Annotated in this window: 15 protein-coding genes; 11 read left to right on the plus strand and 4 right to left on the minus strand. The window is 49.0% G+C overall.

All coding sequences use genetic code 11. From position 1 onward, the window contains the following. Positions 1–129 precede the first annotated feature (129 nt). The 8 genes from VF724_RS13420 (at position 130) to VF724_RS13455 (ending at position 8,196) form a co-directional block, all read left to right on the plus strand. Complete coding sequence (locus VF724_RS13420; protein ID WP_371754803.1) at positions 130–924, plus strand: TIGR00282 family metallophosphoesterase; 795 nt, start codon at positions 130–132, stop codon at positions 922–924. A 130-nt stretch (positions 925–1,054) separates the two neighbouring features. Next, complete coding sequence (locus tag VF724_RS13425) at positions 1,055–1,315, plus strand: stage V sporulation protein S (RefSeq protein WP_136604777.1); 261 nt, start codon at positions 1,055–1,057, stop codon at positions 1,313–1,315. Positions 1,316–1,435: 120 nt separating this feature from the next. Then, a complete protein-coding gene (locus VF724_RS13430; protein ID WP_371754765.1) occupies positions 1,436–2,377 on the plus strand; it encodes a dipeptidase in 942 nt (313 codons plus the stop codon). A gap of 261 nt (positions 2,378–2,638) precedes the next feature. Further along, a complete protein-coding gene (locus VF724_RS13435; protein ID WP_371754766.1) occupies positions 2,639–4,372 on the plus strand; it encodes a 2-oxoacid:acceptor oxidoreductase subunit alpha in 1,734 nt (577 codons plus the stop codon). 2 nt (positions 4,373–4,374) lie between these two features. Continuing rightward, positions 4,375–5,241 (plus strand): 2-oxoacid:ferredoxin oxidoreductase subunit beta, encoded by an 867-nt coding sequence (locus tag VF724_RS13440; protein WP_371754767.1) that lies wholly within the window; start codon positions 4,375–4,377, stop codon positions 5,239–5,241. Between the two features lie 120 nt (positions 5,242–5,361). Next, a complete protein-coding gene (pduL, locus tag VF724_RS13445; protein WP_371754768.1) occupies positions 5,362–5,934 on the plus strand; it encodes a phosphate propanoyltransferase in 573 nt (190 codons plus the stop codon). Positions 5,935–6,075: 141 nt separating this feature from the next. Beyond that, entirely contained in the window at positions 6,076–7,665 is a 1,590-nt protein-coding gene (gene miaB / locus VF724_RS13450) for a tRNA (N6-isopentenyl adenosine(37)-C2)-methylthiotransferase MiaB (protein ID WP_371754769.1), read from the plus strand. Positions 7,666–7,740: 75 nt separating this feature from the next. Beyond that, positions 7,741–8,196, plus strand: a complete 456-nt coding sequence (locus VF724_RS13455; RefSeq protein ID WP_371754770.1) for a YlbF/YmcA family competence regulator — start codon at positions 7,741–7,743, stop codon at positions 8,194–8,196. A gap of 24 nt (positions 8,197–8,220) precedes the next feature. Here VF724_RS13455 and VF724_RS13460 read toward each other — a convergent pair whose 3' ends face one another. From VF724_RS13460 to VF724_RS13475, 4 genes are read right to left on the minus strand one after another with little or no spacing between them, the layout of a single operon-like run. Further along, positions 8,221–8,964, minus strand: a complete 744-nt coding sequence (locus tag VF724_RS13460; RefSeq protein ID WP_371754771.1) for an ABC transporter ATP-binding protein — start codon at positions 8,962–8,964, stop codon at positions 8,221–8,223. Continuing rightward, positions 8,957–9,778, minus strand: coding sequence for an ABC transporter permease (locus VF724_RS13465; protein ID WP_371754772.1), 822 nt, complete (start codon positions 9,776–9,778; stop codon positions 8,957–8,959). Before VF724_RS13465 ends, VF724_RS13460 begins: the two co-directional genes overlap by 8 nt. A gap of 16 nt (positions 9,779–9,794) precedes the next feature. Further along, positions 9,795–10,400 (minus strand): nitrous oxide reductase accessory protein NosL, encoded by a 606-nt coding sequence (locus VF724_RS13470; RefSeq protein ID WP_371754773.1) that lies wholly within the window; start codon positions 10,398–10,400, stop codon positions 9,795–9,797. Beyond that, entirely contained in the window at positions 10,397–11,746 is a 1,350-nt protein-coding gene (locus VF724_RS13475; protein WP_371754774.1) for a right-handed parallel beta-helix repeat-containing protein, read from the minus strand. Before VF724_RS13475 ends, VF724_RS13470 begins: the two co-directional genes overlap by 4 nt. Positions 11,747–12,021: 275 nt before the next feature. On the opposite strand from VF724_RS13475, the gene mobA reads away from it, so the two are divergent. From mobA to mobB, 3 genes are read left to right on the plus strand one after another with little or no spacing between them, the layout of a single operon-like run. Then, on the plus strand, positions 12,022–12,669 hold the full coding sequence (mobA, locus tag VF724_RS13480; RefSeq protein ID WP_371754775.1) for a molybdenum cofactor guanylyltransferase: 648 nt from the start codon (positions 12,022–12,024) through the stop codon (positions 12,667–12,669). Beyond that, on the plus strand, positions 12,659–13,927 hold the full coding sequence (locus VF724_RS13485; RefSeq protein WP_371754776.1) for a molybdopterin molybdotransferase MoeA: 1,269 nt from the start codon (positions 12,659–12,661) through the stop codon (positions 13,925–13,927). The genes mobA and VF724_RS13485 overlap by 11 nt, the downstream gene beginning before the upstream one ends. Continuing rightward, positions 13,920–14,519: a molybdopterin-guanine dinucleotide biosynthesis protein B gene (gene mobB / locus VF724_RS13490; protein ID WP_371754777.1), complete on the plus strand. Its 600-nt coding sequence runs from the start codon at positions 13,920–13,922 to the stop codon at positions 14,517–14,519. The genes VF724_RS13485 and mobB overlap by 8 nt, the downstream gene beginning before the upstream one ends. Positions 14,520–14,521 lie beyond the last annotated feature (2 nt).

Genomic DNA, 14,521 nt, shown 5'->3' on the forward strand with positions numbered 1-14,521 from the left:
AAGGCCACTTTTCTCCATCTATCTCGAAAATTCACTTCCGCTCAAAATGTATTTATTGTGAATCTTCGAGGGCGCTTATCTTTTTTTAGCCAAGCTCATTCAGTTGATAATCGTTAGGAGGGAAGCGCCATTAACATTTTATTTATTGGCGACATCGTGGGTTCTGCGGGAAGGAATGCCGTGAAGCAGTTGCTTCCGCAGCTCAAAAACAAATGGAATCCCACATTCATTATCGCAAATGGCGAGAACGCCGCAGCCGGAAGAGGAATTACTTCCAAGATCGTCAACGAGTTGTACGATCAAGGCGTTCACGGCATTACCATGGGAAATCATACCTGGGATAACAAGGAAATATTTGATTTTATCGATGAAGGGGATCGCATGGTCAGACCGGCGAATTTTCCCGCGGGAACTCCCGGAAGAGGTTGGACGGTCCTGAAATCAGGGAACAAGGAGCTGGTCGTGATCAACATACAAGGGCGGACGTTTTTGCCGGCGATTGACTGCCCGTTTCAGAAAATGGATCAGCTGTTGGATGAAATTCCCAGCAAGCACAAGCATATCTTCGTCGATTTTCACGCCGAAGCGACATCCGAGAAAATCGCGATGGGATGGTATTTGGACGGCCGAGTTTCCGCCGTCGTCGGTACCCATACTCATGTACAAACACATGACGAAGCCATTCTTCCTAAAGGAACGGCCTATGTCACCGATGTGGGTATGGTCGGTTCCAAAGAAGGCGTGTTGGGGATGGAGAGAGATGCGGTCATACAAAAATTCAAAACGGCTCTGCCCGTACGATTCAATGTGCACGAAGGGAAATGGCATTTTCACGCAGTATTGATTGAATTGAACGAGCAGACGGGAAGGTCTGAACGGATTCGGCTCCTTCGCCATTATGAGAATGAAATCTTCATGGAATGACAGGATCCCCCAAAAATATTAATGTTCTAAATATTTTGAAACTTTTCCTCCGGGAAGAAGGAATTTTTTTGAATTCCTCGAATATTTATTATTAGTGGAATCAACCCATCATTCCCAAGGAGGTACTTACATGGAAGTATTAAAAGTTTCAGCAAAATCCAATCCAAACTCTGTAGCAGGCGCACTTGCCGGTGTACTTCGCGAACGCGGCGCCGCTGAACTTCAGGCGATCGGTGCGGGTGCACTTAATCAAGCAATTAAAGCCGTTGCGATTGCAAGAGGATTTGTTGCACCTAGTGGAGTTGACCTGATTTGTATTCCAGCTTTTACAGATATTAAAATCGACGGGGAAGATCGGACTGCGATTAAACTGATTGTCGAACCGCGTTAATTTTGTTTCTGAGGGTTGCAAAATATTAATGCTGCAGGACCTGTTTACAGCGTAGACAGGTTTTTTGTGTTTTATTAAGGAAATTATCGTTTATACTGATAAGGAAAGAGGGTTTTTCTGATGAAAGCTGTCATTGACAATCACTGTGACGTTTTATGGAAAATGCATATGAACTCGAAAATTACGTTTTCAGATGATAAGCATTTGGATGTCACGCTTCTGCGTTTGATTAAAGCGAAGATGATGATGCAGAATTTTGCGATTTTTATTTCGGATGAAATTGAGAATCCACGGTTTGATCATATTCTGGAAATGATCGACTTGTTCCATTCCAAAATTTTAACGCATCAGCAAATGCTGTTTATACGAAACCGCGGCGATCTGGTACGGGCCAAAAAATCGGGCAAAATCGGCGCGCTGTTAAGTCTGGAGGGTGCCGAAGGCATTATGGGCAGCAGGACCTATTTGCATACTTTGTATTATTTGGGTGTAAGAGTGCTGGGAATTACTTGGAATTATGCCAATTGGGCTGCAGATGGAGTGAAGGAATCGAGACTGACCGGCTTTTCGGTCAAGGGTCGGGCCATGGTCAAGGACTGTGAGCGGTTGGGCATCATTTTGGATGTCTCTCATTTGTCGGAGCCGGGATTCTGGGAATTGGTGGAAATGAGTAGCAGGCCGTTTATCGCTACGCATTCGAACGTTTATGAGGTTTGCGCGCATCCCCGAAATTTGAAGCAGGATCAGATTAAGGCGATTATCGCCGTCGACGGACGAATCGGAATCACTTTCGTCCCTTATTTCGTATCTTCCTCGGGAGAAGCCTCAATCCATCAGCTGCTGCTGCATATTGACAGAATTTGTTCCCTCGGCGGGGTTAAGCATATCGGGTTTGGCTCGGATTTTGACGGAATCACGAAGTGGATCGCCGGTTTGCGCCATCCGGGAGAATTCGAAAATCTTGCGGATGTGCTGAGCAAATATTACAAACCTGAGGAAGTCGACGGGTTTTTATATGGGAACTGGTATCGGTTTTACACTGAAAATTTACCTGAAGAATAATTATGAATTGCCCCGTGAATGCAAATGATAATAATAAAGAAACGGGACAGAAATCCATCTAAAACAGATATGATTTCAATCTAAAAATACTATGTAACGGAATTGTTAAAAACTCTTGCAATTTAATGAGAGGAATCATAAGATTTAATATGGTTATGAAGTAGAAATCATTATGAGTTGTCTAATATTGTCTGATTTCATCATTTCTACGAATATTTTACCATGTTATTGTTATTGACAAATTAAAGGGGTGGACCTAAGGTGATCAGTCAATTGTCTTGGAAGATCGGTGGCCAGCAGGGGGAGGGGGTAGAAAGTACTGACCGGATATTCTCCAGTTCGCTGAGCCGTTTAGGATATTATTTATACGGATATCGGCATTTTTCTTCCCGCATCAAGGGTGGACATACGAATAATAAAATCAGAATCAGCACGAAGCCCATTCGATCGATTTCCGATGACTTGGATATTCTCGTCGCATTTGACCAGGAATCGATCGATTTTAATGCGCATGAGCTTCGCCAGGGAGGCGTCATCATTGCCGATGCGAAATTTGATCCCAAGGTTCCGGAGCATATCGATGCGCGTCTTTTTCCCGTTCCGATTACGGCGATTGCAGAAGAATTGGGAACTTCCCTGTTCAAAAACATGGCTGCTTCCGGAGCATCCTGGGCGCTGCTGGGATTGCCTTTGGAGGTTTTCAACAAAGCTGTTGAAGAAGAATACGGCCGAAAAGGCGCGGCGATCGTTGAGAAAAATATCGAAGCCGTCCGCAAGGGCGCACAGTTTATTCTGGATCAGGCGGGAGGCCCGTTGGAGGAATTTACGTTGGCTGCTCCCGACGGCCGGCAGAAGCTGTTCATGATCGGCAATGAAGCATTGGCTCTTGGCGCGCTTGCAGCGGGCTGCCGTTTTATGTCCGCTTATCCGATTACCCCGGCATCTGAAATTATGGAATATTTGATTAAGTACTTGCCGAAATTCGGAGGAACCGTCATTCAAACTGAAGACGAAATCGCTGCCGTTACGATGGCAATCGGAGCTAATTACGGCGGAGTCCGTTCATTTACTGCTTCTGCGGGTCCGGGTCTTTCGCTGATGATGGAAGGTATCGGTTTGGCCGGTATGACGGAAACGCCGATTGTCATAGTCGATACCCAACGCGGCGGTCCGAGTACGGGTCTGCCGACAAAGCAAGAGCAATCCGATTTGAATGCGATGATCTACGGTACGCATGGGGAAATACCGAAGATCGTCATCGCGCCCAGCACCATCGAAGAATGTTTCTATGATATGATCGAGGCATTCAATCTGGCCGAACAATTCCAGCTTCCGGTTATCGTCATGACCGATTTGCAGCTGTCTTTAGGCAAGCAATCAGCTGAAATGCTGGACTACAGCAAAATCAAAATCGATCGGGGATATTTGGTCAAGGATTTGCCGCAACTGGCTGAAAACAAAATGTATACCCGATACGCATTCACGGAAAACGGTGTTTCCCCGCGCGTATTCCCAGGTGAAAAGAACGGAATCCATCATGTGACGGGCGTTGAGCACGATGAGGAAGGACGCCCCTCGGAGAATGCGGCAAACCGCAAAAAAATGATGGATAAACGATTGAAAAAATTGCAGTATGTGAAGGTGACCAACCCGATCATTGCGGATGCTCCGCACGAAGCTGCCGATCTGTTGATCATCGGGATGGGCTCGATCGGCGGAACAATCGACGAGGCCAGACAGAGATTGGAAAAGGACGGAATCAGCACCAACCATGTTACGGTTCGATTGATTCACCCGTTCCCGACTGAAGAGCTTAAGCCCCATTTGGAGAAGGCGAAAAAAATCGTTGTCGTTGAAAATAATGCAACAGCTCAGCTTGCATCGCTGATTAAATTGCATCTTGGCTTCGGCGAAAAGATGCACCATATCTTGAAGTATGATGGAACACCGTTTCTTCCTTCGGAAATCTATAATGAATGCAAAGGTGTGAACTAAAGATGGCTACATTCAAGGATTTTCGCAATAATATCAAACCGAACTGGTGTCCAGGCTGCGGAGACTTTTCCGTACAGGCCAGCATTCAACGGGCAGCAGCCAATGTAGGCTTGGAGCCGGAGCAGTTAGCCGTTGTTTCCGGTATCGGCTGCTCGGGAAGAATCTCCGGTTATATTAACGCATACGGACTTCATGGGATTCACGGCCGTTCTCTTCCCATCGCCCAAGGGCTGAAAATGGCCAACAGGGATTTGACGGTCATTGCAGCAGGCGGTGACGGCGACGGATTTGCCATCGGTATGGGCCATACAGTTCATGCGATTCGCCGGAATATCAATTTGACCTACATTGTCATGGACAATCAAATTTACGGTTTGACCAAGGGGCAGACATCTCCCCGCAGCGCCGAAGGCTTCAAGACCAAGAGCACGCCGGAAGGCTCGGTGGAAACAGCCTTATCGCCTTTGGAAATGGCTCTCGCAGCCGGCGCAACGTTCGTAGCGCAATCTTTTTCCAGCAACTTGAAGCAGTTGACCGATTTGATCGAACAAGCGATTCATCATGAAGGCTTTTCATTCATCAATGTGTTCAGCCCTTGTGTGACGTTTAACAAAATCAATACCTATGATTGGTTTAAAGAAAACATCGTCGATCTTGCCGAAATTCCGGATTACGATTCATCCAACCGGATTATGGCCATGATGAAGATTATGGAGACCAAAGGCATGCTGACAGGCTTGATTTATCAAAACAAAGAAAAGAAAAGCTATCAGAACATGATTCCGGGATTTGCGAAAGAAGCACTTTCCAAACAGGACCTGATGCTGACGGAAGAGCAATTCAACAATCTGGTCAAAGAATTTATTTGATCTGCGGTTATCGAGAAAGCATGTGATTCGGTCACATGCTTTTTCTTTACCGCACCGGGATTCGGCGACATCTTTGAAAAGGCTTTTTACCGATTTACCGCAAAGGGGGGGGACGATTCGTTGAAACAGGTTCCAATCGGAGTATCCGCGCGCCATATCCATCTGTCAGCGGAACACCTTGAAGCATTGTTCGGCTCGAGCTATGATCTGCGGAAGCTCAAGGATCTGTCCCAGCCCGGTCAGTTCGCTGCGGTTGAGACCGTACGTGTGGAAGGTCCGAAAGGATTCTATGATCATGTGCGGATTCTGGGTCCGGTCCGCAGCCAGACACAGCTGGAAATTTCGATGTCGGACAGCAAGGCGCTCGGTTTGGAATGTCCCGTCAGACAGTCCGGCGATCTTGAGGGATCTCCGGGTTTTAAGCTGATCGGTCCTTCAGGTGAATTGGAAGTGAAGGAGGGGGCGATCGTGGCGGCCCGGCACATTCATTTTAATACGAAAGAAGCGGAACAATGGGGAATCCGCAACCAGCAGTTATTGAGGGTAAGGGTTAACGGAAAGCGGCCGCTCATTTTCGAGGAGGTCATGGCCAAGGTGTCCGACCGTTATGCGTTGGACATGCATATTGATACGGACGAAGCCAACGCTGCGGGAATTGAGGGTGTCTGCTCGGGGGAGATTCTCGATTGGTAAGCGGCCGAACCGACCGACCCGATGTTCGATCCGTTAAGGTTCCTAAATTGTTCATTTGGTGATTCGAGCGTCTGATGTTATAATGGACTATTGAGCAGGGCATCAAAATTACCGAATGGATATAGAGGGGAAGTGAGTTTGATGAACAAGGAGGGACCAAATTCAACGGACATAAAATCCGTCAAGGGTGAAAGGGACTACTCCAATTACTTCGATTTCTCCAGCGCGAAAGTCGTGAAAGAGCAAAGCGGCGCAACGACCTACCGGATCGGCGGACGGGATATTACGATAAATTCAGCACCGAGTTATCAGGATGAAAAACGCAGGGGCAAGGAAGGCGTACAGGTTCATTACGATTTTAACATTCCCGAAGAAATGCATCAATTTGGGCGCGGCAAGCATTACATGATTCGAACCTACGGCTGCCAGATGAACGAGCACGACACGGAAACGATGAAAGGCATGCTCGAACAAATGGGCTATACGGCAACCGAGGACAAAAACGAAGCGGACATCATTCTGCTGAATACCTGCGCCATCCGCGAGAACGCGGAAGACAAAGTATTCGGGGAACTGGGTCATTTAAAGCCGTTGAAAACCTTGAAGCCGTCGCTGCTGCTTGGCGTTTGCGGGTGCATGCCGCAGGAAGAAACGGTTGTGAACAAGATTTTGCAGAAGTATCCGTATGTCGATCTGATTTTCGGCACGCACAACATTCACAGATTGCCGAAATTGATCAAGGAAGCATATCTCAGCAAGGAAATGGTCGTTGAGGTTTGGTCCAAGGAAGGGGATATCGTCGAGAATCTCCCGAAAAAGCGTGAGGGCTTGAAGGCTTGGGTAAACATCATGTACGGCTGCGATAAGTTTTGCACGTACTGCATCGTTCCTTATACCCGCGGCAAAGAACGCAGCCGCAGGCCCGAGGACGTTCTGACGGAGGTTCGCGAGCTCGCGCGTCAGGGCTTTAAAGAAGTCACGCTCCTGGGACAGAATGTCAATGCCTACGGCAAAGATTTTGAGGAACTGAATTATACGCTTGGCGATCTGTTGGATGATATTCGCAAAATCGATATCCCGAGAGTGCGCTTTACCACTTCGCATCCGCGCGATTTTGACGACCGGTTGATCGAGGTGCTGGCGAAACGCGGAAACCTGGTCGAGCACATTCATCTTCCGGTGCAGTCCGGAAACAATGAAATCTTGAAAAGAATGAGCAGGAAATATACAAGGGAGTCCTATTTGGAGCTTGTGTCCAAAATCAAAAAAGCGATTCCCGAAGTCGTGCTGACAACCGATATTATTGTCGGCTTTCCCGGAGAAACTGAGGAGCAATTCCAGGACACGCTGTCTCTGGTGCGCGAGGTCGGGTTCGAATCGGCCTTTACCTTCATTTATTCACCGCGGGCGGGTACGCCTGCCGCGTCGATGGAGGACAATGTACCTGAGGAAACCAAGAAAATGCGGTTGATCCAATTGAATGAAACGGTGAACGAATTCAGCCGCCGGAGTAATGAAGCTCTGAAAGGCTCTGTCGTTGAGGTGCTGGTGGAAGGCCAGAGCAAGACGAATCCCGAATTTTTGTCCGGGCGGACGCGCACGAACAAACTCGTGCATTTTGCGGGTCCTGCTCATTTGACCGGTTCTTTCGTCCATGTACGGATCACCGAGCCGCAAACATGGGCGTTGAAGGGTGAAATCGTGAGGATGGATGAAACAGTTGTGGTTTAACATAATTATATTATGTTAACTTTATAGATGGACATTTTCAAGGCAGAACAAGAAGAAGTTAGGAGAGTGTTGTCGTTGACGGAAGAGGCTCGCCGCATCATGTCCCATCCGCTGGAAGAGTTTTCGGTCAGAGATTTAATCGTACGGGATGATATCCTTGCCAAAACCAAAGAGCTTGCAGATTTGCTTTCCACATCGGACGAGGTGGAGACCTATCGCAAGGCGGAAAAATTGATTCAGCAAAATGGTCAGGTGCAAGGATTGATTAGTTCCATCAAAAAGAAACAAAAAGAACTTGTGGCATTTGAAACGACGTTCAAGAATGCGCAAATGGTTGAAAAAATCGAGAATGAAATCAAGGAGCTGGAGGAAGAACTGGACCGGATCCCGATCGTCAATCAGTTCCGGCAAACCCAGGACGATATCAATTATTTGTTGCAAATGGTCGTATCCGTGATTCGTGATACGCTTTCGGAAAAAATCGCAGTGCAAGCCGGTACGGAAGCGCCGCCGACTTCATGCAGCGACTAAACGGCATGAATATGAAAAAACACCTCATGAGGACAAGGACATAAGGTGTTTTTTCATGATATCGTTATATGCGCCGTTCAATCCGGATGAGCCGTAGGTTTGCTTGTATTGCAGCACAGTGCCTTTGCTCAGCACTTGTCCCGCATTCAAAAATAAGGCGTGGTCGGCAGTTTCCTCAGCAATTTGCAAATGGTGTGTGGAGAAAATGATGGTTTGCCCGGACTGCTTGAGCGTGCCGATCAGCTCCACAAATTTCTGCATCCAGTACGGGTCCAGGCCGTTGGTCGGCTCATCCAGCACCAGCAGCGGTGGAGCGGCTAACTGGGCTTGGGCAAACAGCAGTCTCTGCTTCATCCCCTTGGAGAAGGATGATACTTTTTTGCTTCTGACTTCGAATAGGCCTACAAGCTCGAGAAGTTCATCCGCACGCGCCTTGGACACTTTTTTGAGCCCGGCGTAAAAATACAGCGTTTCTTGAGCCGACAGCTTTGAACCGAAATCGAAATCATCCGGCATGTAGCCGATATTATTCACGTACGCCTGACGGTTCATGCTCACCTCCAAGCCGCTGACCCTGATCGTACCGCCATCGGGACGGAGGATGCCGACAATCATTCGCAGAATGGTGCTTTTTCCGGCGCCGTTGCCTCCGCATAAAGCCATTACCTGTCCTTTATACAGCTTCAGCTGCAGAGGATGGACAATGGTCTGGTTTTTGACGGTTTTGCTGATATCGCGAATATCCAGGATCAGTTTGTTCTCAGCCATGGTTTCTGCCCCTTTCCCAAATCCATACCGCCAAACTCACGGTCAGACCGATCCACAATAAGCAAATCAGGACAAATGCGAAGTTAGCCGTGGAGCTGCTGTCAATCCAACGGATCCACTGATAATATTCAGGCCCGAAAACCGAACCCCCGCCGAGCTTCATGACCACGAAGATGCGGATAAACTCAGCCGGATTCAGCAAGCTCACACCCTCCAGAACCGGCTTGATCCACGGATAGGGGAGAAAGCCCAATACCGAAACGAGCAGCGTCGGCCAGCCCAGAATCAACAAAAACCACAGTCCGACACCGATTGTAAGTGCCTGCCAGCGGTTTAATGATAGAGCGCCGAGCAATATCGCGATGCCGAGAAATATCACAACGATCAGCATGGAGAAAATAAAATACAGCATCAGATCTCGGGGTGTGAAGCTTTTGCCGGTCAAAAAACCGAGCAGCCCGGAGAAGCCGTATCCAAAGCTGATGATCGTAAAAAGCACGACCGTCAATCCCAGATATTTGCCCCATAGAAGCGTGGGACTGGAAAGAGGATAGGTGGCAAGCAAATGCCACCCGCCTTCCTCTTTTTCTGCTGTCACTGAAAATGAACCCAGCAGCAAAGCCATCAGCGGCAGCAAATATAAGATGAGATTCAGCATCGTTCCGGTTGTGTGCGTATAACCGCCGATTTCCCCTTGAGACTGGATCAACAGCAAAGCGGTGCTGAATAATGTGAAAAGGCCAAGAAACGAATAGGACCACGGGTTCCGGAACCCCAACTTGATTTCCCGCTCTGCAATGGCCAGCAGTTTCATACTTTTCACCTACTATTTAATGACTGTTTTGCATATTCATGGAATGATTTTGATTGTTCGAGTCCTGATTGTCCGATTTCATGCTGTCGGAATTCATATTGTTCATGTTGTTTGAGTTCATGTTGTTCGAACCCATGCCATGCTTTTGTTTCATTTCTTTCATCATGTCCATGTTGCGTTCCCAAGAATGGGTGTCCAGATCGGCCAGCGTCAACAGCTTTCCTGTTTTTTGCCGATCGATATAGGCTTGCGCATCCTGTGCGCTTTTAAACGAATATACTCCAAAGGCCATCGGCGTACGATAGTTTTTGTCGTAGACAAAGCCGGCGTCCTCAATACGAACCCATTCTTTGGTATTAAAGTCGCGGACAAAACGCTGCTCCACTTGATCGGTTCCATTCTGTTTCGTCCATTTGTACATGTCGCCAAGATCGTCGAACTTCAGCACTTTTCCATCCTTCAAGAATAGTTCGGTGGCATGCGGTCCGTCTTCAATCAGCATATTGCATACGACGCAGCGATCCACGCCCTCCGTAATGTCGACAGGTTGTACCGTTTGTTTGCCGCATCCGGCAGCGATCAATACCAGCAACAGCAATCCAAGCAAATTCCATTTTTTCATTTTCGTAGAACCCCCCAATAAGTGATAATCAAAATACTGATCAAAAACAGCAGAAAACTGAAGATAAAACCAACAGAACGATGGTGCGTGCTAACGGATTCGAACGGATCGGCCGCCGGTCGGATCAACGGCGCGGCGTCGGTCAACCACTGATCGGTGCCGGCGTGAAATAAGCTTTCCAGGAAAACGATGCCCGGCGAGCCGAAAAACAATTGAAAGGAAGGAGCCGCATTCGTCAACGTCAGGAAAAACGGGCTGATCCGGTAAGGCAGATCGCTTTGACCGTCGCCTTGCAGATCGATATTTTGGGTATCGTCCCAATAGTTTCCGTCCAATTCGTTGCCGCCGCTTTGTTTGGCTTGAGCTTGAATCACATTGGAAATGAACGAATTGCGAACAAGCTTGTTGCGGCTGGACTCAATCGCCTGCAGACCGATAAAGTTGAAAGCGACCGTGTTATCCGTGATGATATTGGAAGAAGACAACTCCATATAAATGCCGACCCGGTTGCCCTCCATATGGTTATCCCTGACGACCGCGTTCTTTACGTCATAGAGCAGCAAGCCTTGCGAATTGACGTTTTGGCTTTGCTTGTAATACCGATTTTGCTCGATTTGCGTCCGGTTTGTTCCCATCACCATCAGGCCTGTCACATTGCGGATTCCGACATTTCCTTTCACGATCGTGTCTTTGGTGAACATCAAATGCGTTGCGTAGCGCGAATCCGAAACGGTATTGTCCAGTATCCGGTTCGCCTCGCTGCTTTCCAGATAGATCCCATCCTGCATGCCGGAAATGGTGCAGGAAACGATCCGGTTATCATGGGAACCCCATAAGTCGATCCCGTTTCCCCGTCGAAACAGCTGTTTTCCGCTCCCGGATTGGTTTCCCAAGCCGGAGATCCGCAATTCCCGCAGCAGGCTCTTATGCGCTTTCCTTAATTGGATTCCGCTTCCCGAGGTTTGGATCTGAAGCTGTTCCAGAACATGTCCGCTGCCTTGCAGAACGATTGCCGGAATGTCTGGAGGATTGAGCTCGTCCACCACATGAATCCCCGTCATGGTTACCCGGTCGGCATTCACGGTGATGACGGGCTGACCGCCCTGGCCGGTTATCGTCACATTGCCGTTTCCCTGAAGCGCGATCGGTTTATTGATGATGATCGGCCCCTCGTACTGACCGGGCGGAATCGTCAGTTCTCCGCCCGCAGTTGTGCGGTCAATGAGGGACTGGAGGGAATTCCGAGCATTGGTTTCCAAAGCTTCAGCTTGTTCGGCGGACAGCGTGAAGCTGCTCAACAGCCAGCCGAATAACATGAGCATTGCCGGGAATAGACGTTTGATCAACCTGCGTTAACCTCCGTTATGTGCAGCATGGTTCACATTATATCATCTAATCTGAAATCTGTTTTCAGGAACTGAAAATGAAATGTTTCGAATCTGAAAAAATTAAGTGACAGATTTTTGAACTGCTCCCAAATGACATGTTTACCCATTGAAACCCGCATATAGGATTTAGGATTTTTCTTCATGGGATTTCGACATTCCAAGCTTGTGTCAAAAGTGATAGAATATATAAAATAAGGATAGCATTATGGGTGAGATTGGAGTATGGAACAATCATGAGCGTTATGAATCAGTGGTGCTCGGTCATCTTATCCGGTGGACGCAGCAGCCGTATGGGCAGCTCCAAGGCGCTGTTATCGATAAACGGCATGACGATGATCGAGCGATTGACGAGTTTGGCGGATGGCCTTCCCGGAGAAACGATCATTATATCCAATCCTTCTGATGAACAGAAAATCAAAGCTTTATGCGGCGATCGGGCCGAGGTGGTTCTTGATGAGCCGTCATTCCAAGGGGAGGGCCCGCTTGCCGGAATGCTTACGGCAATGACGCGCTGCAAAGCGGATTGGTACATGGTGCTGAGCAACGATATGCCTTATATCGACCATGCTTTCTTAAACGGATTGAAGCATCATGTGGAAAGTCATCAGCCGTTCGCGGACTTTGAAGCATATGTGCCGGAGCAGGACGGCCGGATTCATCCGTTTCCCGGCGTTTATCGCGATCAGGCTTCCCGGATCGAAGAGCTTCTCCGCCGCAAGCGGAAGAGTATCCGATCACTGCTTGACAATATCCGCAGCAGTCTTATTCCCGAGCAGGTTTGGAATCGTTGGTCGGCGGCTGCCGATCCCTTTTTTAATATGAATACGCCTGAGGATTTGAAGGTTTTCAGGCAAAAAGGAGAACATCGCGGTGGAGCGTAGAAAACCCATAAATGTAAGCGATGCGATACAGCAAATCACGAACCGGGCGGAACAGGGAACCGTTGAGACGGTTCCCTTGTTTGCTTCACTGCACAGATATCTTGCGGAGGACCTTATTGCCGATAGCCCCGTGCCTCCGTTTGACCGTTCGGCTTATGACGGCTACGCTGTACGTTCCGCAGATACGGCAGCCGCTTCACCGGAGTCACCCGTATATTTGAAGGTGATCGATGTGATCGGCGCGGGAACCATCTCGGAACGAACTGTTGGAGCAAACGAAGCTGTCCGCATCATGACCGGAGCTCCGATTCCCGAAGGAGCGGACGCAGTGGTCATGCTGGAATTGGCTGCGGAAATGGAGGATCGCGGCCGCTCCGGGATCGTCCTGAAGCGGCCGCTTCGGGCGGGGGAAAACCTGAGCCGCCGCGGGGAGGACATCGCCGAAGGAGAACGGATCATCGAAAGAGGCAGTCCGATCACGCCGGGCATGATGAATGTGCTGGCCACATTCGGCTATGACAGCGTGAAGGTGTACCGCAAGCCGGTTGTCGGCATACTCGCCACCGGTTCCGAGCTTTTGCAGGTGCATGAACCGCTGGTTCACGGCAAAATTCGCAACAGCAACACCTTTATGCTTGCCGGACAAATTCAGAACGCCGGCGGGGAGGCTGTCAACTATGGTGTAGTCTCGGACGATTTCGAACAAAGCTATGAAACGATTACCCGAATATTGAGCGAAGTGGATATCCTCCTTACCACCGGGGGCGTCTCCGTAGGCGACTTTGATTTTATTCCCGCCATCCTGGAACGAATGAATGCGGAGCTGCTGTTCAATAAGGTGGCCATGAGGCCCGGCAGTGTGACGACGGCGGGGATTTACGGGGGCAAGTGGATTTTCGGCTTGTCCGGCAATCCATCCGCCTGTTACGTCGGATTTGAGCTGTTCGCCGCGCCGCTTATCCGCCGGATTTCCGGAGCGGCTTCATACGCGCTGCCCGCAAGATTGAAGGCGGAGCTGCTGGAGGATGTGTCCAAACCGAGCCCGGTAGACAAGTTTATTCGGGGAACTGCGGAGAGCCGTCAGGGAAGAATCACGGTACGCACCGGCGGCCTGGACAAATCGGGCGCGATCTCCTCGCTGGCGGAAACGAACGTTCTGATCGCGATTCCTGCCGGAACAAAGGGTTTGAAAAAAGGTGATCAGGTTGAGGTGCTGTGGCTGAATTCCCCAATCAAAGGAATGATGAATTTTGACTGATATACCGGTACTGCAAATCGTAGGATACAAAAACAGCGGGAAAACGACGCTCATTGAAAATCTTGTCCGGCACTTGAAGGAAACCTCGGAGATACGGATTGCGGTCATTAAGCATCATAAGGGAACTTTTCCGTTCGATAAAGAGGGCAAGGATACTTGGAAATACCGGCAGGCTGGCGCGTCGGCGGCAGCGATCCAGTCGCCGGGGATGCTGGCCCTGTCGATGGATCACCAACAGGAAAAAACATTGGCCGAGCTGATCGGAGTGTTCCGGGCGCTGGGTCATTTTGAGTTGATTCTGGTAGAAGGCTATAAATGGGAAGCATATCCCAAAGCGGTTCTGATCCGAAATCGTGAGGATTTTGCCGAGCTGTCCGCGTGCGCATCCGTCTGTTTGTATGTTTTTGAAAAGCAAACCGATTATGACGACTATATGAAGCGTGAGAATCCGGGCATTCCGGCATTGCTTCGAAGCGATGAAGCGGGTTTGACGGCATGGGTGAGAAGGCTCCTGCCGGTACAAAATCTTATCTGCTCTCCCGATGAACGGGGGAGCATGATGATCAAAGACATGAAGCATTATACAGGGTGAAA

Source organism: Ferviditalea candida (genome assembly GCF_035282765.1).
Lineage (GTDB): Bacteria > Bacillota > Bacilli > Paenibacillales > KCTC-25726 > Ferviditalea > Ferviditalea candida.

Bases quoted from the DNA above. Each gene is read 5' to 3' on its own strand.
- miaB (WP_371754769.1), top strand. From the start codon at position 6,076: ATGAACAAGGAGGGACCAAATTCAACGGACATAAAATCCGTCAAGGGT.
- VF724_RS13465 (WP_371754772.1), bottom strand. From the start codon at position 9,778: ATGAAACTGCTGGCCATTGCAGAGCGGGAAATCAAGTTGGGGTTCCGG.
- VF724_RS13440 (WP_371754767.1), top strand. From the start codon at position 4,375: ATGGCTACATTCAAGGATTTTCGCAATAATATCAAACCGAACTGGTGT.
- VF724_RS13470 (WP_371754773.1), bottom strand. From the start codon at position 10,400: ATGAAAAAATGGAATTTGCTTGGATTGCTGTTGCTGGTATTGATCGCT.
- mobA (WP_371754775.1), top strand. From the start codon at position 12,022: ATGAGCGTTATGAATCAGTGGTGCTCGGTCATCTTATCCGGTGGACGC.
- VF724_RS13425 (WP_136604777.1), top strand. From the start codon at position 1,055: ATGGAAGTATTAAAAGTTTCAGCAAAATCCAATCCAAACTCTGTAGCA.
- VF724_RS13460 (WP_371754771.1), bottom strand. From the start codon at position 8,964: ATGGCTGAGAACAAACTGATCCTGGATATTCGCGATATCAGCAAAACC.
- VF724_RS13430 (WP_371754765.1), top strand. From the start codon at position 1,436: ATGAAAGCTGTCATTGACAATCACTGTGACGTTTTATGGAAAATGCAT.